This window comes from Leucobacter sp. wl10 (genome assembly GCF_003569785.1).
Lineage (GTDB): Bacteria > Actinomycetota > Actinomycetes > Actinomycetales > Microbacteriaceae > Leucobacter.
Genome location: NZ_KZ983987.1, coordinates 65629 through 84431 on the forward strand (window position 1 = coordinate 65629; position 18803 = coordinate 84431).

The 18803-nt window shown below is 67.4% G+C and carries 27 protein-coding genes; 25 read left to right on the forward strand and 2 right to left on the reverse strand.

The window, feature by feature from the left end:
- Positions 1–128: 128 nt before the first annotated feature.
- From tuf to D1J51_RS00310, 3 genes are all read left to right on the forward strand, one after another.
- Positions 129–1322, forward strand: coding sequence for an elongation factor Tu (gene tuf / locus D1J51_RS00300; RefSeq protein ID WP_119073189.1), 1194 nt, complete (start codon positions 129–131; stop codon positions 1320–1322).
- Positions 1323–1501: 179 nt separating this feature from the next.
- Positions 1502–3301: a polysaccharide biosynthesis protein gene (locus tag D1J51_RS00305; RefSeq protein WP_119073190.1), complete on the forward strand. Its 1800-nt coding sequence runs from the start codon at positions 1502–1504 to the stop codon at positions 3299–3301.
- Positions 3298–4386 (forward strand): MraY family glycosyltransferase, encoded by a 1089-nt coding sequence (locus D1J51_RS00310; RefSeq protein ID WP_119073191.1) that lies wholly within the window; start codon positions 3298–3300, stop codon positions 4384–4386. The genes D1J51_RS00305 and D1J51_RS00310 overlap by 4 nt, the downstream gene beginning before the upstream one ends.
- A 24-nt stretch (positions 4387–4410) precedes the next feature.
- Here D1J51_RS00310 and D1J51_RS00315 read toward each other — a convergent pair whose 3' ends face one another.
- Entirely contained in the window at positions 4411–5247 is an 837-nt protein-coding gene (locus D1J51_RS00315; RefSeq protein ID WP_119073192.1) for a phosphosulfolactate synthase, read from the reverse strand.
- Positions 5248–5278: 31 nt separating this feature from the next.
- The gene (locus tag D1J51_RS00320) at positions 5279–6655 is read right to left on the reverse strand and encodes an MmgE/PrpD family protein (protein ID WP_119073193.1); all 1377 of its coding nucleotides are present in this window, start codon (positions 6653–6655) and stop codon (positions 5279–5281) included.
- 619 nt (positions 6656–7274) lie between these two features.
- Here D1J51_RS00320 and rpsJ point away from each other — a divergent pair.
- The 22 genes from rpsJ to D1J51_RS00430 all read left to right on the forward strand — a co-directional run bounded on the left by rpsJ (position 7275) and on the right by D1J51_RS00430 (position 18800).
- Positions 7275–7583 (forward strand): 30S ribosomal protein S10, encoded by a 309-nt coding sequence (rpsJ, locus tag D1J51_RS00325; RefSeq protein ID WP_119073194.1) that lies wholly within the window; start codon positions 7275–7277, stop codon positions 7581–7583.
- A gap of 15 nt (positions 7584–7598) precedes the next feature.
- Positions 7599–8252 carry a 50S ribosomal protein L3 gene (gene rplC, locus D1J51_RS00330; protein ID WP_119073195.1) on the forward strand — a complete coding sequence of 218 codons (654 nt, stop codon included), beginning with the start codon at positions 7599–7601 and terminating at the stop codon, positions 8250–8252.
- A 3-nt stretch (positions 8253–8255) separates the two neighbouring features.
- Positions 8256–8924 (forward strand): 50S ribosomal protein L4, encoded by a 669-nt coding sequence (rplD, locus tag D1J51_RS00335; protein WP_119073196.1) that lies wholly within the window; start codon positions 8256–8258, stop codon positions 8922–8924.
- Positions 8921–9220 carry a 50S ribosomal protein L23 gene (gene rplW / locus D1J51_RS00340; RefSeq protein ID WP_119073197.1) on the forward strand — a complete coding sequence of 100 codons (300 nt, stop codon included), beginning with the start codon at positions 8921–8923 and terminating at the stop codon, positions 9218–9220. Before rplD ends, rplW begins: the two co-directional genes overlap by 4 nt.
- Positions 9221–9242: 22 nt before the next feature.
- A complete protein-coding gene (gene rplB, locus D1J51_RS00345; protein ID WP_119073198.1) occupies positions 9243–10079 on the forward strand; it encodes a 50S ribosomal protein L2 in 837 nt (278 codons plus the stop codon).
- Between the two features lie 24 nt (positions 10080–10103).
- Entirely contained in the window at positions 10104–10385 is a 282-nt protein-coding gene (gene rpsS, locus D1J51_RS00350; protein ID WP_105804995.1) for a 30S ribosomal protein S19, read from the forward strand.
- A 26-nt stretch (positions 10386–10411) separates the two neighbouring features.
- On the forward strand, positions 10412–10792 hold the full coding sequence (gene rplV / locus D1J51_RS00355; RefSeq protein ID WP_119073199.1) for a 50S ribosomal protein L22: 381 nt from the start codon (positions 10412–10414) through the stop codon (positions 10790–10792).
- Positions 10793–10796: 4 nt separating this feature from the next.
- A complete protein-coding gene (gene rpsC / locus D1J51_RS00360) occupies positions 10797–11555 on the forward strand; it encodes a 30S ribosomal protein S3 (RefSeq protein WP_119073200.1) in 759 nt (252 codons plus the stop codon).
- Positions 11556–11557: 2 nt separating this feature from the next.
- Positions 11558–11977, forward strand: a complete 420-nt coding sequence (gene rplP / locus D1J51_RS00365) for a 50S ribosomal protein L16 (RefSeq protein WP_119073201.1) — start codon at positions 11558–11560, stop codon at positions 11975–11977.
- On the forward strand, positions 11977–12297 hold the full coding sequence (gene rpmC, locus D1J51_RS00370) for a 50S ribosomal protein L29 (protein ID WP_119073202.1): 321 nt from the start codon (positions 11977–11979) through the stop codon (positions 12295–12297). The genes rplP and rpmC overlap by 1 nt, the downstream gene beginning before the upstream one ends.
- Positions 12298–12299: 2 nt before the next feature.
- On the forward strand, positions 12300–12575 hold the full coding sequence (gene rpsQ / locus D1J51_RS00375; protein ID WP_119073203.1) for a 30S ribosomal protein S17: 276 nt from the start codon (positions 12300–12302) through the stop codon (positions 12573–12575).
- A 31-nt stretch (positions 12576–12606) separates the two neighbouring features.
- Positions 12607–12975, forward strand: a complete 369-nt coding sequence (gene rplN, locus D1J51_RS00380) for a 50S ribosomal protein L14 (RefSeq protein WP_119073204.1) — start codon at positions 12607–12609, stop codon at positions 12973–12975.
- 4 nt (positions 12976–12979) lie between these two features.
- The gene (gene rplX / locus D1J51_RS00385) at positions 12980–13342 is read left to right on the forward strand and encodes a 50S ribosomal protein L24 (protein ID WP_119073205.1); all 363 of its coding nucleotides are present in this window, start codon (positions 12980–12982) and stop codon (positions 13340–13342) included.
- Positions 13343–13903 (forward strand): 50S ribosomal protein L5, encoded by a 561-nt coding sequence (gene rplE / locus D1J51_RS00390; protein ID WP_119073206.1) that lies wholly within the window; start codon positions 13343–13345, stop codon positions 13901–13903. It abuts the gene before it with no gap.
- 117 nt (positions 13904–14020) lie between these two features.
- On the forward strand, positions 14021–14419 hold the full coding sequence (gene rpsH, locus D1J51_RS00395; protein ID WP_119073207.1) for a 30S ribosomal protein S8: 399 nt from the start codon (positions 14021–14023) through the stop codon (positions 14417–14419).
- Between the two features lie 6 nt (positions 14420–14425).
- On the forward strand, positions 14426–14962 hold the full coding sequence (gene rplF / locus D1J51_RS00400; protein WP_119073208.1) for a 50S ribosomal protein L6: 537 nt from the start codon (positions 14426–14428) through the stop codon (positions 14960–14962).
- A 2-nt stretch (positions 14963–14964) separates the two neighbouring features.
- Complete coding sequence (rplR, locus tag D1J51_RS00405) at positions 14965–15339, forward strand: 50S ribosomal protein L18 (protein WP_119073209.1); 375 nt, start codon at positions 14965–14967, stop codon at positions 15337–15339.
- Complete coding sequence (gene rpsE / locus D1J51_RS00410) at positions 15336–16040, forward strand: 30S ribosomal protein S5 (protein ID WP_119073210.1); 705 nt, start codon at positions 15336–15338, stop codon at positions 16038–16040. Before rplR ends, rpsE begins: the two co-directional genes overlap by 4 nt.
- Positions 16040–16228, forward strand: coding sequence for a 50S ribosomal protein L30 (gene rpmD / locus D1J51_RS00415; RefSeq protein ID WP_119073211.1), 189 nt, complete (start codon positions 16040–16042; stop codon positions 16226–16228). The genes rpsE and rpmD overlap by 1 nt, the downstream gene beginning before the upstream one ends.
- Positions 16225–16686, forward strand: coding sequence for a 50S ribosomal protein L15 (rplO, locus tag D1J51_RS00420; RefSeq protein WP_119073212.1), 462 nt, complete (start codon positions 16225–16227; stop codon positions 16684–16686). The genes rpmD and rplO overlap by 4 nt, the downstream gene beginning before the upstream one ends.
- 192 nt (positions 16687–16878) lie before the next feature.
- Entirely contained in the window at positions 16879–18204 is a 1326-nt protein-coding gene (gene secY, locus D1J51_RS00425) for a preprotein translocase subunit SecY (RefSeq protein ID WP_119073213.1), read from the forward strand.
- Entirely contained in the window at positions 18201–18800 is a 600-nt protein-coding gene (locus D1J51_RS00430) for an adenylate kinase (RefSeq protein ID WP_119073214.1), read from the forward strand. The genes secY and D1J51_RS00430 overlap by 4 nt, the downstream gene beginning before the upstream one ends.
- The last annotated feature ends 3 nt before the right edge of the window (positions 18801–18803 follow it).

The following is an 18803-nucleotide window of genomic DNA, read 5'->3' on the forward strand; positions in this document are numbered from 1 at the left end:
GCCGGACCAGTGGCTCAGGTCGCGATCGCAGACCGGAGCTTGTAACATAAGTACACACCCCGTGCCCGCCCGCCCTCGAAACCGTCGAGGGCGAAAGCGGGTGCAACGATGTCCTGAGGAGGACCATAGTGGCGAAGGCCAAGTTCGAGCGGACTAAGCCGCACGTAAACATCGGAACGATCGGTCACGTGGACCACGGTAAGACCACCCTTACCGCTGCGATCTCGAAGACCCTCGCCGACAAGTTCCCGTCCGACGTCAACGTGCAGCGCGACTTCGACACGATCGACTCGGCTCCCGAGGAGCGCCAGCGCGGCATCACCATCAACATCTCGCACGTCGAGTACGAGACCGAGAAGCGCCACTACGCGCACGTCGATGCCCCGGGTCACGCCGACTACATCAAGAACATGATCACCGGCGCTGCTCAGATGGACGGCGCGATCCTCGTGGTCGCGGCGACCGACGGCATGATGGCCCAGACCAAGGAGCACATCCTGCTCGCCAAGCAGGTCGGCGTCCCCTACCTGCTCGTCGCGCTGAACAAGAGCGACATGGTCGACGACGAGGAGATCCTCGAGCTCGTCGAGATGGAGGTCCGCGAGGAGCTCTCCAAGCAGGGCTACCCGGGCGATGACGTCCCCGTCATCCGCGTCTCGGGCTACGAGGCGCTGCAGGGCAACGAGAAGTGGGTCAACTCCATTCTCGAGCTCATGGAGGCCGTCGACAACAGCATCCCCGATCCGGTGCGCGACAAGGACAAGCCGTTCCTCATGCCCGTCGAGGACGTCTTCACCATCACCGGACGCGGCACCGTCGTCACCGGCCGCGCCGAGCGCGGCACGCTGAAGATCAACTCCGAGGTCGAGATCGTGGGCCTGCGCCCGACGCAGAAGACGACCGTCACCGGCATCGAGATGTTCCACAAGCAGCTCGACGAGGCGTGGGCCGGCGAGAACTGCGGCCTCCTGCTCCGCGGCACCAAGCGCGAGGACGTCGAGCGCGGTCAGGTCGTGGTCGCGCCCGGTTCGATCACCCCGCACACCAAGTTCGAGGGCACCGCCTACATCCTCAAGAAGGAGGAGGGCGGCCGCCACAACCCGTTCGAGACGAACTACCGTCCGCAGTTCTACTTCCGTACGACTGACGTGACCGGTGTCATCACCCTGCCCGAGGACAAGCCGATGGTCATGCCCGGCGACACCACCGACATGACGGTCGAGCTCATCCAGCCGATCGCCATGGAGGAGGGCCTCGGCTTCGCGATCCGCGAGGGCGGCCGCACCGTCGGCGCCGGCACGGTGACCAAGGTCGTCGAGTAGGTCTCAGCGACCTTCGCCGAGCGATACTCCGAAGAACCCCCGGGAGCGATCCCGGGGGTTCTTCGCGTTCGGGGCTGCGGCGAACCGGCGCGCGGCGACGCCTTTCGGCAGCGGGGGAGCGGTATCCTCGAGTGTGACCCCGAACGGGGTCGCGACGAGGTCAGAGCGAGGGAGGCCGAGTGCCGCAGACCGTCGGGGCGCGAGGCGCCCACTTCGCACGCCGGTACGGGCTGCTCTTCCTGCTCGACTCGCTGGCCTGGGCGACGGCGATTCTCGCCGCGCTCGTGCTGCGCTTCGACTTCAATCTCTCCCGCATCCACCCGGTCTGGACCCTCGCGGTCATCGGGGTCACGATCCTGCTGCAGATGTTCGGCGGCTGGGCGTTCTGGGTCTACCGCAACCGCTACGAGGTGGGCAGCTTCGACGAGGTGCGCGCCCTCGTGCTCGACGTCATCGCGGTGATGGTGGTCGCCTGGATCTTCGCCTACCTCGTGGGGTACGGCAACGGGATCCCGCGCAGCACCCTGATCATCGCGGCGCCGATCGCCTTCAGCCTCATGGGGGTCGCCCGGTACCTCCTGCGGCTCTCCAGGGAGCGCCAGCTCAAACCGGGAGCCGAAGCGGAGCGCACGCTGCTCTACGGCGCCGGCTACCTCGGCGTGCAGACGGCGAAGCGCCTGCTCACCGACGCGAAGGGCTCGGCGCTGCCGGTGGGCTTCATCGACGACGATCCGGCCAAGCGGTACCAGGAGGTGCGGGGCGTGCGCGTGCTCGGATCACTCGACGACCTTCCGGCGATCGCGCGCAGCACGCGGGCGACCCGCCTCATCGTGTGCATCGGCGATGCCGACACCGCGCTGATGCGGCGCGTGGACGGGGCCGCGGATCGCTCGGGCATGACCGCGATGGTGCTGCCGCCCCTCGAGCAGATCCTGCAGAACGCCTCGGCCATCTCCAACGTGCGCGAGCTCTCCATCGAGGACCTCATCGGCCGCCACCCGGTGCGCCTGGAGACCGAGTCGATCGCCGAGTATCTGCAGGACAAGCGGGTGCTGGTGACGGGGGCGGGCGGATCCATCGGCTCCGAGCTGTGCCGGCAACTGGCGCGCTTCGCGCCCCGCGAGCTGATCATGCTGGATCGCGACGAGACCGCGCTGCAGGAGAGCCAGCTCTCGATCAGCGGGCACGGGCTGCTCGATACGAACGACGTGGTGCTGGCCGACATCCGCGACCGGGCGACGCTGCTGCAGATCTTCACGGAGCGCGGGCCGGAGGTCGTGTTCCACGCGGCGGCGCTCAAGCACCTGCCGATGCTCGAGCAGTACCCCGACGAGGCCTGGAAGACCAACGTGCTGGGAACGCTGGGCGTGCTGCGGGCGGCCGAGGCCGCCGGCGTGAGCACCTTCGTGAACATCTCCACCGACAAGGCCGCCAACCCCACGAGCGTGCTCGGCCACTCGAAGCGCGTCGCCGAGAAGCTCACGGCCTGGATGGCCGAGCGCACCGGCCGGCGCTATCTCTCGGTGCGCTTCGGCAACGTGATCGGCAGTCGCGGCTCGATGCTGCCCACCTTCCGCAAGCTCATCGACGCCGGCGGGCCGCTCACGGTGACCCATCCCGAGGTGACGCGCTACTTCATGACCATCCCCGAGGCCTGCCAGCTTGTGGTGCAGGCCGGCGGTATCGGGCGGCCCGGAGAGGTGCTGATCCTCGACATGGGGGAGCCGGTGCGGATCCTCGACGTCGCCAAGCGCATGATCGCGCAGTCGGGCAGGGACATCGAGATCGTCTACACCGGCCTGCGCCACGGTGAGAAGCTGCATGAGGAGCTGGTGGGTCACGGTGAGGGCGACGACCGGCCCTTCCACCCCAAGATCTCGCACGCGCGCGTCGACACGATCTCCCCGGACGTGCTGGACCATGAGGGATGGGTCGCGCGTTTGGACCTGACGGAGGCGGCCGAGGAGCGGGTGCGATGAGCGCGCTGTTCCTGGGACTGCTCGGCGGCGTGCTGACGCTCGGATTGAGCCTCGCCCTGCCCTTCGCGGTGAGGCCGCTGCTCACGCGCCTGAGGATCATGGACGTGCCCAACGAGCGGTCGTCGCACGAGCGCCCCGTGCTGCGCGGGCTGGGACTCGCCGTGCTCATCGCCATGGCGTGCGGCGGCTCGCTGGGGACCGCACTGACGCTCGTGACCGCGCCCACGGAGCCGGGTTGGGGCTTCCTGCTCGCCGTCGGCGCGGGGTCCCTCTCGGCCGGCCTGCTCGGTCTGAGCGAGGACCTCAACGGGTTGAGCGTGCGGGTGCGCAGCGCGATCCTGCTCAGCATCGCGATCGTCTCGTCCGTGTCGCTGTTCTGGATCGCGCGCGTCGGCGAGTTCGAGTTCGTCGCCGGCAGCTTCCTGCGCAACTGGACGCTGCAGACGCCGGTGCTGTCGTTCTGGTCGTTGATCCCGCTCGCCGTCTACGGAGTGCTCTTCATCTCCAGCTACATCAACGTCGCCAACTTCATGGACGGCCTGAACGGGATCAGCGGCTTCCACGGCGTGGTGGCCGGTGTCGCCTTCGCGACCTCGGGCCTGCTGCTCGACGAGGGGTGGCTCGTCACGGCGGGAGCCGTGCTGGCGGGCGGATTCGCGGGGTTCCTCCCGTGGAATCTGACCCGGCCCGGAGCCTTCCTGGGCGACGTGGGCAGCTACCTGCTCGGCGGTGCGACGGCCATCATCAGCTTCGCCGCGTTCGTCGGCGGGATTCCACTGCTCGCGACGATCGGTCCGATGGTGATCTACTTCGGCGACGTCGGCGTGACGCTCGTCCGGCGCATGAGGAAGGGAAAGCGCTGGGACGAGCCGCACAAGGAGCACGTCTACCAGCGCATCCAGCAGATGGGGTACTCGCACGTGCAGGCCTCCGCGATGACGGCCGGCTGCACCCTGCTCGCCTCGGTGCTGGGCATCGCGTCGATCTACACGACCTTCTTCGGCACCCTCCTGCTGCTCGCGGGGGGACTCGCGGTGCTCGTGCTCTACCTCCTGCTGCCGCGCCTGCTGCCCTCCCGCGTCTGACACGCCCCCGCGACGGGATCCGGATCACGGGGCCGGGTTGATCACCCGGCCCCAGGTGCTCTTGTTGCCCCAGATGTTCTGACGCAGGCCTTCCAGCTGCAGGATCTGGCTGTGGTCGACGAACAGGTTGACCTCGTTGCCGTAGTTCTTGATGTACCACTCGAAGACGGGGCCGTCGGCCGCCTCGAACATCACGTTCTCGAGGCCTAGGCCGTTGATGATGGAGGCCGCCGCGCCGGTGTCCCACTCGGCGACGTTCTCGGTGATGCCCTCCGACTCGATCATGATGATCGAGGCGCCCGCGTCGAGCGCCCTGCTGCCGCGGTCGATGAGGTCTCCGATGTCCTTCTTTCCCTCGGCGGCCAGTTCGGCCTCGGTCGAGTCGCCGCCGGATCCGATCTGGAGGCCCAGCTCGGGCTTGGCCTTGAGGCCTGCCTTCACCACCTTCTCCACCAGGCGCAGCAGCCCGGAGGTGTTGAGCATGATGAAGCCGGTCGAGATCTCGATGACGTCGAAGCCGACCCCTTTCGCCTCTCTGAGGTACTGGTCGACCGCTTCGTCGCCGTAGCGCAGCACGGTCTCGATCCAGCCGCCCGAGGAGACGTAGGCGCCGTGCTCGTGGGCGATGTCGCTGAAGGCGCGCACCTGCTCGGCGGGCAGCAGCGCGAAGGATCCGCCGGCCCACTTGATGCCGTCGACCCACTGGCCGGCGACGTCGAAGACGTCGCGCAGGCGGCGCGTGCCGAAGGTGTCGTAGTACGGCGCGCGAACCTCGGTGACGCCGAAGGTGCGGGGCTTGGCCGGGCGGTAGGCCCGGGGCACGAAGTTGAAGGAGACGTCGTGCGGGACTGCGTTGCTCATGGGGGTTCCTCTCTCGGCGCGTGTTTCGGGATCAGCCTCGGCGGGTGCGGGGGACGTTCGCCAGCGCGGCGGTGAGGTCGGCGACGGTTCGATGCTCGAGGTCGCGGACCGTGTCGGCGATCTCGTCGCGCAGGGCGACCTCGGCGAAGGGAGCGGCCAGCGCGTCGAACTTGAGGCGGGCCGCCTCCCAGTCGAGCGGGTTGTCGTGGAAGCCGTGGTAGCTGTCCTGCGATGAGCGGAACGTCGTGCCGTCGGCGAGCACCACCTCGAGGTCGGCCGGCATCTGATCGGGAAAGCGCGCTGAGAACTCGGTCTTCGGCGTGATCCGGATCCGGGTCATCAGGCCCTGCACGTCGGCGGCGACGATGCGCTCGGGCGCGTACTGATCCGGCGTCAGACGGCCGTCGAGCAGCACCACCGCGAGCATCCACGGCAGCGAGTGGTCGGCCTCCTCCTTCGTGCGGACGAGGCGCTTGTCGCCCTCCTCGCCGCCGCCGATGATCGAGTGGGCCACGTCGAACGTCGAGAGGCGCACCTCCTCGATGGCCCTCGCGTTGAAGCCGTCCTGCGAGCGCACGTCCTGCGCCGCGTCGAGCGCGGACTGGGAGTGGATCTCGGCGTTGTGCTTCTTGACGATCGTGCGCGTGACGCGCTCGAGATCCTCGCGCGACCAATCGATCTCGAAGGGGCCCGCGATCGAGTCCTTGAAGCCCTTGTTGCCCTCGAAGACCTGCTCGGGGCCCGTGATGCCGCGGCTGGCGAGCAGGGCCGCGAAGGCGCCCTCCTTGGAGACGTGGGGGGCGGCGAGCCCCTTCCAGTGGCTCAGGTTGCCGGTGCGGGTGACGCGCAGCGCAGCGTTGGCGGTGCCCGCGATGGCGACGGCGTTGGCGATCTGCTCGACGGGGAGGCGCATCGCCTTCGCCGCGGCTGCCGCTGCTGCGAAGGCGCCCTGGGTCGTGTGGTCGAACCCCCGGTCCCGCACCGGGGCGACATCGGCCAGCCGGGTGTGCACCTGGTAGGCCACGGCCAGTGCGGTGAGCAGCTCGGCGCCGGACGCGCCGACGCTCTCGGCGGAGGCGAGCACTGCGCCGAGGTTGTCGGAGGGGTGGTTCGTCTCGCCCTTGGCGAGGTAGGAGTCCATGAAGTCGAGGTAGCGGCTCAGCGCGCTGTTGAAGAAGGCGGCCCGTTCGGGGCTCGTCCTGCCGCCCCCGATCAGCGTCGAGATCGGGGTTCCGCCGAGGTCGTCGAGCAGTCCCCTGATCGCCACGATCGGCTCGGCGTCGAGGGCGCCGATGGCGACGCCGAGCGTGTCGAGCACGCGGATCTTCAGCTGCTCCACCGCCTCCGGGCTGAGGCGCGCCCAGCTCGCTTCCGAGACGAAACGAGCGAGATTCTGAGATTCGGTCACGTCTCTCCAATCATCGGATGAAACTGAGTCCTCTCTGAATTACACACCAGATATATCTCGATGTCAAGATACTTTCATCCCCTCCGGCGGACCTGGAGGACCGAATCCGCTGCCGCATCGCGTTCCGCTTCGGGATCGGTGTGCGCCTTTCGGGCGCCCACGCGACTCGAGAGCGCCCGAAAGGCGCACACCGATTCCGTCCGCCGGCGGCGGGGGTGAAGGGGGCGCGAGACGGGCGCGAGACGGGGGCGAAGCGGGCGCGAGACGGGCGCGACACGCCCGGGTTGCATCGACCCCGGTTGCCGTGCGAGAATAGACAGGTTCAGTACTCCGCGCCTCTGTGCGGATCACTGCCAGGCTGTGCATAGCCGCTCCGGTTCGCCGGGGTTCGGGCTAGGCCGCGGGTAGCGAACAACGCCCGCACGCCATACGGCGGCCAGACGCGAGTCCGGCCGTCTTCTTGTGTGCGGATCGCGCGAGAGCGCGTTTTGACAGGTGAACAGAGACCCAGCACATGGTGTTGCACAGCACTCCAGATGCCAGGGCGCTGGTACGCAAGACGTCCAATGCCGCGATCCATGGGATCGCGGTACGACGCAAGTAGAAAGTAGAGAGTCACATGGCGGGACAGAAGATCCGCATCCGACTGAAGTCGTACGACCACGAGGTCATCGACAGCTCCGCGCGCAAGATCGTCGACACGGTGACCCGCGCGGGTGCGACCGTGATCGGCCCCGTGCCGCTCCCCACGGAGAAGAACGTGGTCGCCGTGATCCGTTCGCCCCACAAGTACAAGGACAGCCGCGAGCACTTCGAGAAGCGCACGCACAAGCGCCTGATCGACATCGTCGATCCCACCCCGAAGGCCGTCGATTCGCTCATGCGCCTCGATCTGCCGGCCGACGTCAACATCGAGATCAAGCTCTAAGGGGGGATCCGGAACATGTCAGTCACACGCAACGTGAAGGGTCTTCTGGGCACCAAGCTCGGTATGACGCAGGTGTGGGACGAGAACGGCAAGGTCGTTCCCGTGACCGTCATCGAGGTGGCCCCCAACGTGGTCACCCAGATCCGCACCCCCGAGGTCGACGGCTACAGCGCCGTGCAGATCGCCGCGGGCCAGATCGATCCCCGCAAGGTGAACAAGCCGACCGCCGGCCACTTCGAGAAGGCCGGCGTGACCCCGCGCCGCCACCTCACCGAGGTGCGCACCGCCGATGCCGCTGAGTACGCGCTCGGCCAGGAGCTGACCGTCGACGGCACCTTCGAGGCCGGTCAGAAGATCGACGTCGTCGGCACCTCGAAGGGCAAGGGCTTCGCGGGCACCATGAAGCGTCACAACTTCAAGGGCGTCTCGGCCTCGCACGGCGCACACCGCAACCACCGCAAGCCGGGTTCGATCGGCGGAGCCTCGACCCCCGGCCGCGTGTTCAAGGGGCAGCGCATGGCCGGACGCATGGGCGGCGAGCGCGTCACCGTGCAGAACCTCACCGTGCAGGCGATCGACGCCGAGAAGGGTCTCATCCTGGTCAAGGGTGCGGTTCCCGGCGCTCGCGGTCGTCTCGTTTTCGTTCGCAACGCAGTGAAGGGAGCGTAGTTCATGGCTACCGCTACCAAGCTCGAGGTGCTCGACGCCAAGGGGAAGAAGGCCGGCTCGGTCGAGCTGCCCGAGGCCATCTTCGCCGTCGAGACCAACGTCCCGCTGATCCACCAGGTGGTCACCGCTCAGCTCGCCGCTGCGCGTCAGGGCACGCACAAGACCAAGAACCGCGGCGAGGTCTCCGGTTCCGGCGCCAAGCCCTTCAAGCAGAAGGGCACCGGCCGCGCCCGTCAGGGCTCGGTGCGCATGCCGCAGCATCGCGGCGGCGGCGTCGTGCACGGTCCCGTGCCGCGCGACTACTCGCAGCGCACCCCCAAGAAGATGATCGCCGCGGCTCTCCTCGGCCTGCTCTCGGATCGCGCCCGCGCGAACCGCCTGCACGTCGTCGAGTCGTTCGGCGTCGGCGACAAGCCCAGCACGAAGACCGCTCGCGAGTTCCTCGCCTCGGTCGCTCCGGGCAGGCGCGTCCTCGTGGTCGTCGACCGCGAGGACGAGGTCACCGCGCTCAGCGTGCGCAACCTGCAGCACGTCCACGTGCTGTTCCAGGATCAGCTCAACGCCTACGACGTGGTCGTCAGCGACGATCTCGTCTTCACCAAGGCGGCCTTCGACGCGTTCGTCGCCGGCCGCGAGGTGGCCACCAACACCGTGAAGGAGGGCGCGAAGTGAGCCTGCCCAAGTCTGCACACGACGTCATCATCCGCCCCATCGTCTCGGAGAAGAGCTACGGTCTCATCGACGCGAACGGCCAGTACACCTTCGAGGTGCGGCCGACCGCGAACAAGACCGAGATCAAGCTCGCCATCGAGCAGGTCTTCAACGTGAGGGTCGAGAAGGTCCGCACGCTGAACCGCAAGGGCAAGACTCGCCGCACGAAGTTCGGGGTGGGCAAGCGCAAGGACACCAAGCGCGCCATCGTCACCCTGAAGTCGGGCTCCATCGACATCTTCACGGCTGCGCTGTAGAAGGGGCGAAGAGGAACACAACATGGCTATTCGCAAGTACAAGCCGACGACCCCGGGTCGTCGCGGCTCGAGCGTCGCCGATTTCGCTGAGATCACGCGCTCGACGCCCGAGAAGTCGCTGCTGCGCCCGCTCCCCAAGACGGGCGGCCGCAACAACCAGGGCCGCATCACCACGCGCCACATCGGCGGTGGACACAAGCGCCAGTACCGGGTCATCGACTTCCGTCGCAATGACAAGGACGGCGTGAACGCCCGCGTCGCGCACATCGAGTACGACCCGAACCGCACCGCGCGCATCGCGCTGCTGCACTTCGAGGACGGCACGAAGCGCTACATCATCGCGCCGAACAAGCTGAAGCAGGGCGACATCGTCGAGTCGGGTGCCGGCGCCGACATCAAGCCCGGCAACAACCTGCCGCTGCGCAACATCCCGACCGGTACCGTTATCCACGCGATCGAGCTGAAGCCGGGCGGGGGGGCGAAGCTCGCCCGTTCCGCCGGCGCGTCGGTGCGCCTCGTGGCGAAGGACGGCCCCTACGCCCAGCTTCGCCTTCCCTCTGGCGAGATCCGCAACGTCGACGCGCGCTGCCGCGCGACCGTCGGCGAGGTGGGCAACGCCGAGCAGTCCAACATCAACTGGGGCAAGGCCGGCCGCATGCGCTGGAAGGGCGTTCGCCCGACCGTGCGCGGCGTCGTCATGAACCCGGTGGATCACCCGCACGGCGGTGGCGAGGGCCGCACCTCGGGCGGTCGCCACCCGGTCAGCCCCTGGGGTCAGAAGGAAGGCCGCACGCGGCATCCGAACAAGGAAAGCGACAAGCTCATCGTGCGTCGCCGCCCGACCGGCAAGAAGCGTTAATCGGCAGGTAGGAGAGAGTAGAAGATGCCTCGTAGTCTCAAGAAGGGCCCCTTCGTCGACAACCACCTGCTGAACAAGGTGGTTGCCCAGAACGAAGCCGGCACCAAGAACGTGATCAAGACCTGGTCGCGCCGCTCGATGATCATCCCGGCCATGCTCGGCCACACGATCGCGGTGCACGACGGTCGCAAGCACATCCCGGTGTTCGTCACCGAGACCATGGTCGGTCACAAGCTGGGCGAGTTCGCGCCCACGCGCACCTTCCGTGGCCACGTGAAGGACGACAAGAAGGGCCGTCGCCGCTGAGCGGCGACGTGAAGGAGGAGAGAGAAATGGTGGAGTCGATCGCACGCGTGCGTCATATCCGCATCACCCCCCAGAAGGCCCGTCGCGTGGTTGACCTGATCCGCGGCAAGAACGCCCAGGAGGCCCTGGCCATCCTGAAGTTCGCCCCGCAGGCGGCCTCGGAGCCGGTGTTCAAGCTCGTCGCCGCGGGCATCGCGAACGCGCGCGTCAAGGCCGACAACGAGAACCTGCGCCTCAACGAGGACGAACTCGTCGTCGCACGCGCCTTCGTCGACGAGGGGGCGACGCTCAAGCGTTTCCGCCCCCGCGCACAGGGCCGCGCATTCCGCATCAACAAGCGCACCAGCCACATCACCGTCGTTCTGCAGACGGCCGATGAGTTCGCCGCTGCGAAGAAGGGAGCCTAACGGTATGGGCCAGAAGATTCATCCCTACGGCTTCCGCCTGGGGGTCACCACCGATCACGTGTCGCGCTGGTTCTCGGACTCGACCAAGAAGGGTCAGCGCTACGCCGACTACCTGGCCGAGGACATCAGGATCCGCCAGCACCTGACGAAGCAGCTCGACCGCGCCGGCGTCTCGCGCGTCGAGATCGAGCGCACCCGCGACCGCGTACGCGTGGACATCCACTCGGCGCGCCCGGGCATCGTCATCGGCCGCCGCGGCGCCGAGGCCGAGCGCATCCGCGCCGACCTCGAGAAGCTGACCGGCAAGCAGATCCAGCTCAACATCCTCGAGGTGAAGAACCCCGAGGCCGACGCCCAGCTCGTGGCGCAGGGCATCGCCGAGCAGCTCGCCGCTCGCGTGGCATTCCGCCGCGCGATGCGCAAGGGGCTGCAGGGCGCGCAGCGCGCCGGTGCCAAGGGCATCCGGATCCAGGTCTCCGGCCGCCTCGGCGGCGCCGAGATGAGCCGTTCGGAGTTCTACCGCGAGGGCCGCGTGCCGCTGCACACCCTCCGCGCGAACATCGACTACGGCTTCTACGAGGCGAAGACCACCTTCGGCCGCATCGGCGTGAAGGTCTGGATCTACAAGGGCGACCTGACCAACAAGGAACTCGCTCGCGAGCAGGCGGCCCAGAAGCCGTCGCGCGACCGCGGCGATCGCCGCCGTGCGCCCCGTGGCGCTCAGGCCGAGGCTGCACCCGCTGCAGCAGGAGCGGAGAAGTAAGCATGCTGATTCCCCGTCGAGTCAAGTACCGCAAGCAGCACCACCCCGGTCGCAGCGGTGCTGCGAAGGGCGGCACCAAGGTGTCCTTCGGCGAGTTCGGTATCCAGGCACTCACCCCGGCTTACGTGACGAACCGTCAGATCGAGTCCGCTCGTATCGCGATGACCCGTCACATCAAGCGCGGCGGCAAGGTGTGGATCAACATCTATCCGGACCGTCCCCTCACCAAGAAGCCTGCGGAGACCCGCATGGGTTCAGGTAAGGGTTCGCCCGAGTGGTGGGTGGCCAATGTCAAGCCGGGCCGCGTCCTCTTCGAGGTCGCCGGTGTCAACGAGGAGCTCGCTCGTGAGGCGCTCACCCGCGCCATCCACAAGCTGCCCCTGAAGGCCCGCATTATCAAGCGCGAGGAGGGCGACGCGTAATGGCGATCGGTACCAAAGAACTGGCCATCACCGAGCTCGATTCCTTCGAGGACGAGCGTCTGGCCGAGGAGCTCAAGAAGGCCAAGGCCGAGCTCTTCAACCTTCGTTTCCAGTCGGCCACCGGTCAGCTGGAGAGCCACGGCCGCGTGCGCCAGGTGAAGCGCGACATCGCTCGCATCTACACGGTGCTGCGCGAGCGCGAGCTCGGCATCCGGGTCACCCCGGCCGCCGCGCCTGCTCCCGCGAAGAAGAAGAGCAGCAAGAAGGCCGAGCAGGCGGACGCCGCCGAGTCGGCGAGCACCGAGACGAAGGAGGCCTAACGATGACTGCTGAGGTCGAGAAGGAACAGCGCGGCTACCGCAAGGCCCGCCGCGGCTACGTCGTCAGCGACAAGATGGACAAGACCATCGTCGTCGAGGTCGAGGATCGCGTGAAGCACCCGCTCTACGGCAAGGTGATGCGCCGCTCGTCGAAGGTGAAGGCTCACGACGAGCAGAACACCGCAGGCATCGGCGATCTCGTGCTCATCCACGAGACCCGTCCGCTGAGCGCCACCAAGCGCTGGCGTCTGGTCGAGATCCTCGAGAAGGCGAAGTAAGCCTCGCGCTTACTGAGTGAAGGAGTAACAAGTGATTCAGCAGGAATCCCGACTCAAGGTCGCCGACAACACCGGCGCCAAGGAGTTGCTCACCATTCGTGTGCTCGGGGGCTCGAAGCGTCGTTACGCCGGTCTCGGCGACACGATCGTCGCGACCGTCAAGGACGCGATCCCCGGCGGCAACGTGAAGAAGGGCGACGTGGTCAAGGCCGTCGTCGTCCGCACGCGCAAGTCGACCCGTCGCTCCGACGGCTCGTACATCGCGTTCGACGAGAACGCCGCCGTCATTCTCAAGGCAGACGGGGAGCCCCGCGGCACCCGTATCTTCGGGCCGGTCGGCCGTGAGCTGCGCGACAAGCGGTTCATGAAGATCGTCTCGCTCGCACCGGAGGTGATCTAGTCCCATGGGCGCAAGGATCAAGAAGGGTGACCTCGTCGAGGTCATCTCGGGCCCGTCGCAGGAGCGCGGCGGCTACAAGGGCAAGCAGGGGCGCGTCATCGAGGTGCTCAAGGACAGCGACCGCGTCGTGGTCGAGGGCGTGAACTTCGTCACGAAGCACGTGCGCGTCGGCCAGTCGGATCGAGGCACCCGCGAGGGCGGCATCGAGACCGTCGAGGCCCCGATCCACGTCTCCAACGTCGCCATCGTCGATCCCGAGACGAAGAAGCCGACCCGCGTCGGGTTCCGCGTCGAGGAGGTCGAGAAGGACGGCAAGAAGAAGACCGTCCGCGTGCGCTACGCCAAGCAGTCTGGGAAGGACCTCTAAATGACTGAGACCAAGGTTCAGCCCCGTCTCAAGCAGAAGTACCGGAGCGACATCGTTCCGCAGCTTCGCGAGGAGTTCGGCTACGCCAACATCATGCAGGTTCCGGGCATCGTCAAGGTGGTCGTGAACACCGGTGTCGGAGATGCCGCCCGCGACAGCAAGGTGATCGAGGGCGCCATCGCAGACCTCGTCAAGATCACCGGTCAGAAGCCCATGGTGACCAAGGCCCGCAAGTCCATCGCGCAGTTCAAGCTGCGCGAGGGCCAGGCCATCGGCGCGCACGTCACCCTCCGCGGCGACCGCGCCTGGGAGTTCCTCGATCGCCTGATCAGCCTGGCGCTGCCCCGTATCCGCGATTTCCGCGGCCTCTCGGCCAAGCAGTTCGACGGAAACGGCAACTACACCTTCGGCCTGACCGAGCAGAGTGTGTTCCACGAGATCGATCAGGATAAGATTGATCGGGTGCGTGGTTTCGACATCACCGTCGTGACCACCGCGAAGACCGACGACGAGGGCCGCGCGCTGCTTCGCGCGCTCGGCTTCCCGTTCAAGTCCGAATAACTGAATAGTCCAAGCGGCGAGGGTGCCCGGGAGTTTCCCGGGCACCCGATCCGTGTGTCACCCAGGTCGCTCACCGTGTAACGGTGTGTGATACCAGGCGAGAAAGAAGAGTCACTCATGACGATGACTGATCCGGTCGCAGATATGCTGACCCGGCTGCGCAACGCCAACGCTGCGCATCATGACGACGTTTCGCTTCCCGGCTCGAAGCTGAAGGAGCGGATCGCTGAGATCCTCAAGCGCGAGGGCTACATCAAGGACTGGAAGGTCGAGCAGGCGCGCGTCGGCACGACCCTCACCATGTCGCTGAAGTACGGCTCGGGCCGCGAGCGCTCCATCGAGGGCATCAAGCGCGTGTCCAAGCCCGGCCTCCGGGTCTACGCGCGCTCCACCGAGATCCCGAGCGTGCTCGGCGGCCTCGGCATCGCGATCCTGTCCACCTCCTCGGGGCTCCTCACCGACCGCGAGGCCGAGCAGAAGGGCGTCGGCGGGGAAGTCCTCGCCTACGTGTGGTAAGCCGTCATGTCACGTATCGGTAAGCTTCCCATCACCGTTCCCGGTGGTGTAGACGTCAAGATCGAGGGCCAGAAGGTCACGATCAAGGGTTCGAAGGGCGAGCTTTCGCTCGTCGTCGCCGAGCCCATCCGCGTCGCTCTCGAGGACGGCCAGGTGCTGGTCACCCGTCCCGACGACGAGCGCGATTCCCGGGCGCTGCACGGCCTCACCCGCACGCTCATCAACAACGACATCATCGGCGTCACCGAGGGGTACTCGAAGCAGCTCGAGGTCGTCGGCACGGGCTACCGCGTGCAGCAGAAGGGCGCGGGCCTGGAGCTCGCGCTCGGCTTCTCGCACCCGGTCAACGTGAACGCCCCCGAGGGCATCACCCTCTCGGTCGAGGGCAACACCAAGATCACCGTGAGCGGGATCTCGAAGCAGGCGGTCGGCGAGGCCGCGGCGAACATCCGCAAGCTGAAGAAGCCGGAGCCCTACAAGGGCAAGGGCATTCGCTACGCGGGCGAGAACGTCCGTCGCAAGGCAGGAAAGGCTGGTAAGTAAGCATGGCCGCTAATGTTTCCCGCGCGAAGGGTCGCTCGGCGGCGCGCGTCCGCCGCCACGTTCGCCTGCGGAAGAAGATCGTCGGCACGGAGGCCCGTCCCCGCCTCGTGGTGACCCGCTCCTCGCGTCACGTGTTCGTCCAGGTCGTCGACGACTCGAAGGGTCACACCGTCGCTTCCGCCTCGACCATGGAAGCCGATCTGCGCGCCTTCGACGGCGACAAGACGGCCAAGGCCCGCAAGGTCGGCGAGCTCGTCGCCGAGCGCGCCAAGGGCGCCGGCGTCGAGGCCGTGGTCTTCGACCGCGGCGGCAGCAAGTACGCCGGTCGTGTCGCCGCGATCGCCGATGGCGCTCGCGAAGGGGGGCTGACCCTGTGAGCAACGAAACGAAGGAGCAGCAAGTGTCTGCAGAGGCGACTGAGGCCCGGGCCGCGGAGGCCCCGGCTCAGGATCACCGCAACGAGCCCCGCGAGCAGCGTCGCGGCAGCCGCGACCGCGGCACCCGTGGCGAGCGCGGCGGCCGCGACCGCAGCGAGAGCCAGTTCCTCGAGCGCGTCGTGACCATCAACCGCGTCTCGAAGGTCGTCAAGGGCGGTCGCCGCTTCAGCTTCACCGCGCTCGTCGTGGTGGGCGACGGCAACGGCACCGTCGGCGTCGGCTACGGCAAGGCGAAGGAGGTGCCCCTCGCCATCTCGAAGGGTGTCGAGGAGGCCAAGAAGAACTTCTTCCGCGTGCCCCGCGTCGGCAGCACGATCCCGCACCCGGTGCAGGGCGAGGCCGCGGCGGGCGTCGTGCTGCTGCGTCCCGCCGCCGCCGGTACCGGCGTGATCGCCGGCGGCCCCGTGCGCGCCGTGCTCGAGTGCGCCGGCATCCACGACGTGCTGAGCAAGTCGCTCGGCTCGTCGAACACCCTGAACATCGTGCACGCGACCGTCGAGGCGCTGCAGCAGCTCGAGGAGCCCCGCTCCGTCGCTGCCCGTCGCGGCCTCGACTTCGACCGCGTCGCCCCGGCCCGCATCGTGCGAGCCGAGGCGAAGGCCGCGGCCGACGCTGCCGCGAAGGCAAAGGCAGGTGCGTAATGGCCAAGAGCCTGAAGATTACGCAGACGAAGTCCGTCATCAGTGAGAAGCAGAACCAGCGCGACACCCTGCGCAGCCTCGGCCTCAGGAAGATCGGCCAGACGGTCGTTCGCGAGGACACCAAGGCCAACCGGGGCTACGTTCGCGCTGTCGCTCACCTGGTAGAGGTTGAGGAGATCGACGCATGAGCGAGAAGAACGAGGAGCGCGAGCAGGTGCTCAAGGCGCACCACCTGCGTCCGGCTCCCGGCGCCAAGAAGGCCAAGACCCGCGTGGGTCGCGGCGAGGCGTCGAAGGGCAAGACCGCGGGTCGCGGTACCAAGGGCACCAAGGCCAGGTACCAGGTCAAGGCCGGCTTCGAGGGCGGGCAGATGCCGCTGCACATGCGCACCCCGAAGCTGCGCGGGTTCAAGAACCCGTTCCGCACGGAGTACCAGGTGGTGAACGTCGCCAAGCTCGCGGAGCTGTACCCGCAGGGCGGCGAGGTGACCGTCGAGGACCTCGTGGCCAAGGGCGCCGTGCGCAAGAACCAGCCCGTCAAGGTGCTGGGCGACGGCGACCTGCAGGTCAAGCTCACCGTGCAGGTGGACAAGGTCTCCGGCTCGGCCGAGCAGAAGATCGTCGCCGCCGGCGGAGAGATCAAGTAGCATCCGCGTGATGCAGGCATGACGGGGGTGCCGGAGCCGGTGTGACGCCGCTCCGACGCCCCCGCCGCCGTTTTCTCCGGGATCCTCGTCGTCGGACGATCCCGGGCACGCACACCTGTCAGCCGTGTAGGCTGGTGCAATCGGTTCTCGTCGTAAGGCGAAGGCCCCTACGACGTTCCCAGGAGGCAGATTTTGTTCAGCGCCATCGGACGGATCTTCCGGACGCCCGATCTGCGGCGAAAGATCGTGTTCACACTCGCGATCGTGTCGCTCTTCCGGCTCGGATCCTTCATCCCGGCACCGTTCGTGCAGTTCGACAACGTGCAGGCGTGTCTGGTCGCCAATGAGGCGCAGGGCACTTCCGGCCTCTACGACATGATCAACCTCTTCAGCGGCGGTGCGCTGCTGCAGCTCTCGATCTTCGCGCTGGGCATCATGCCGTACATCACGGCCTCGATCATCACGCAGCTGCTGAGGGTCGTCATCCCGCACTTCGAGGCGCTCCACAAGGAGGGCCAGGCCGGTCAGGCCAAGCTCACGCAGTACACCCGCTACCTCACCATCGCGCTCGCGATCCTGCAGTCGACCACCCTCATCACCGTCGCCCGCTCCGGCCAGCTCTTCGGTGCCGCGGCCAATCAGGCCTGCCAGAACCTCGTGTCCCAGGAGTGGTGGGCGATCCTCATCATGATCGTCACGATGACGGCCGGCACCGGCCTCATCATGTGGTTCGGCGAGCTCATCACCGAGCGCGGCATCGGCAACGGCATGTCGCTGCTCATCTTCACCTCCATCGCCGCGACGTTCCCCGGAGCCATGTGGGTCATCAAGGAGTCGCAGGGCTGGGAGGTCTTCTTCATCGTGCTGGCCGTCGGCCTGCTCGTGGTCGCCGCGGTCGTGTTCGTCGAGCAGTCGCAGCGGCGCATCCCGGTGCAGTACGCCAAGCGCGTGGTCGGGCGCCGCACCTACGGCGGCAGCAGCACCTACATCCCGATCAAGGTGAACATGGCGGGCGTGATCCCGGTCATCTTCGCGTCGGCGATCCTGTACCTGCCGATGCTCATCACCCAGTTCAACCAGCCCCAGATCGGCGAGGAGCCGAAGGAGTGGGTGGTCTGGATCCAGAGCAACCTCGTGTACGGCGATCAGCCCGTGTACATGCTGGTCTTCTTCCTGCTCACCATCGGCTTCACCTTCTTCTACGTGCAGATCACGTTCAACCCCGAAGAGGTCGCCGACAACATGAAGCAGTACGGCGGCTTCATCCCGGGCATCCGCGCGGGTCGCCCGACCGCCGAGTACCTCAACTACGTGCTCACGCGCATCACGAGCGCGGGCTCGCTCTACCTCGGCGTCATCGCGCTGCTCCCGCTCATCGCGCTGTCGTTCTTCGGCGCCAACCAGAACTTCCCGTTCGGCGGCGCCTCGATCCTCATCATCGTGGGCGTCGGCCTCGAGACCGTGAAGCAGATCGACGCGCAGCTGCAGCAGCGCCACTACGAAGGGCTTCTCAAGTGACCGAGACGATCACCGCGCGGCTGCTCATCATCGGTCCTCCCGGAGCGGGCAAGGGAACGCAGGCGTCCCGGATCGCGGAGCGCTACGGCGTTCCGACGATCTCGACGGGGGACATCTTCCGGGCCAACATCAGGGGCGGAACCGAGCTCGGCAGGCGCGTGCAGGCCGTCATCGAGGCCGGCGAACTGGTTCCCGACTCGCTCACGAACGAGATCGTGGAGGACCGCCTCGCGCAACCCGACGCGGCGAACGGCTTCCTGCTCGACGGGTACCCCCGGACGGTCGATCAGGTGCACGCGCTCGACGGCATGATCGGCGGCGCCTCGCTCGACGCCGTCGTGCTGCTCGAGGCCGACACGGAGGAGGTCGTCGCGCGGCTGCTCAAGCGCGCCGAACTCGAGGGTCGCGCCGACGACACGGAGGCGGTGATCCGGCACCGCCAGGAGGTGTACGCGGAGCAGACCGCACCCCTCGTCGAACTCTTCTCGGAGCGAGGGATCCTCGTGGCCGTCGACGGGCTCGGGTCCGTCGAGGAGGTGGCCGAGCGCATCGCCTCCGGCCTCGACGCCCGGCTCGCGGCGCCGACGGGGCGCTAGACC

Excerpts from the sequence above, each read along its gene's own strand:
- D1J51_RS00310 (WP_119073191.1), top strand. The coding sequence starts at position 3,298 with ATGAGCGCGCTGTTCCTGGGACTGCTCGGCGGCGTGCTGACGCTCGGA.
- D1J51_RS00315 (WP_119073192.1), bottom strand. The coding sequence starts at position 5,247 with ATGAGCAACGCAGTCCCGCACGACGTCTCCTTCAACTTCGTGCCCCGG.
- rpsJ (WP_119073194.1), top strand. The coding sequence starts at position 7,275 with ATGGCGGGACAGAAGATCCGCATCCGACTGAAGTCGTACGACCACGAG.
- rplC (WP_119073195.1), top strand. The coding sequence starts at position 7,599 with ATGTCAGTCACACGCAACGTGAAGGGTCTTCTGGGCACCAAGCTCGGT.
- rplD (WP_119073196.1), top strand. The coding sequence starts at position 8,256 with ATGGCTACCGCTACCAAGCTCGAGGTGCTCGACGCCAAGGGGAAGAAG.
- rplB (WP_119073198.1), top strand. The coding sequence starts at position 9,243 with ATGGCTATTCGCAAGTACAAGCCGACGACCCCGGGTCGTCGCGGCTCG.
- rpsS (WP_105804995.1), top strand. The coding sequence starts at position 10,104 with ATGCCTCGTAGTCTCAAGAAGGGCCCCTTCGTCGACAACCACCTGCTG.
- rplV (WP_119073199.1), top strand. The coding sequence starts at position 10,412 with ATGGTGGAGTCGATCGCACGCGTGCGTCATATCCGCATCACCCCCCAG.
- rpsC (WP_119073200.1), top strand. The coding sequence starts at position 10,797 with ATGGGCCAGAAGATTCATCCCTACGGCTTCCGCCTGGGGGTCACCACC.
- rplP (WP_119073201.1), top strand. The coding sequence starts at position 11,558 with ATGCTGATTCCCCGTCGAGTCAAGTACCGCAAGCAGCACCACCCCGGT.
- rpmC (WP_119073202.1), top strand. The coding sequence starts at position 11,977 with ATGGCGATCGGTACCAAAGAACTGGCCATCACCGAGCTCGATTCCTTC.
- rpsQ (WP_119073203.1), top strand. The coding sequence starts at position 12,300 with ATGACTGCTGAGGTCGAGAAGGAACAGCGCGGCTACCGCAAGGCCCGC.
- rplX (WP_119073205.1), top strand. The coding sequence starts at position 12,980 with ATGGGCGCAAGGATCAAGAAGGGTGACCTCGTCGAGGTCATCTCGGGC.
- rplE (WP_119073206.1), top strand. The coding sequence starts at position 13,343 with ATGACTGAGACCAAGGTTCAGCCCCGTCTCAAGCAGAAGTACCGGAGC.
- rpsH (WP_119073207.1), top strand. The coding sequence starts at position 14,021 with ATGACGATGACTGATCCGGTCGCAGATATGCTGACCCGGCTGCGCAAC.
- rplF (WP_119073208.1), top strand. The coding sequence starts at position 14,426 with ATGTCACGTATCGGTAAGCTTCCCATCACCGTTCCCGGTGGTGTAGAC.
- rplR (WP_119073209.1), top strand. The coding sequence starts at position 14,965 with ATGGCCGCTAATGTTTCCCGCGCGAAGGGTCGCTCGGCGGCGCGCGTC.
- rpmD (WP_119073211.1), top strand. The coding sequence starts at position 16,040 with ATGGCCAAGAGCCTGAAGATTACGCAGACGAAGTCCGTCATCAGTGAG.
- rplO (WP_119073212.1), top strand. The coding sequence starts at position 16,225 with ATGAGCGAGAAGAACGAGGAGCGCGAGCAGGTGCTCAAGGCGCACCAC.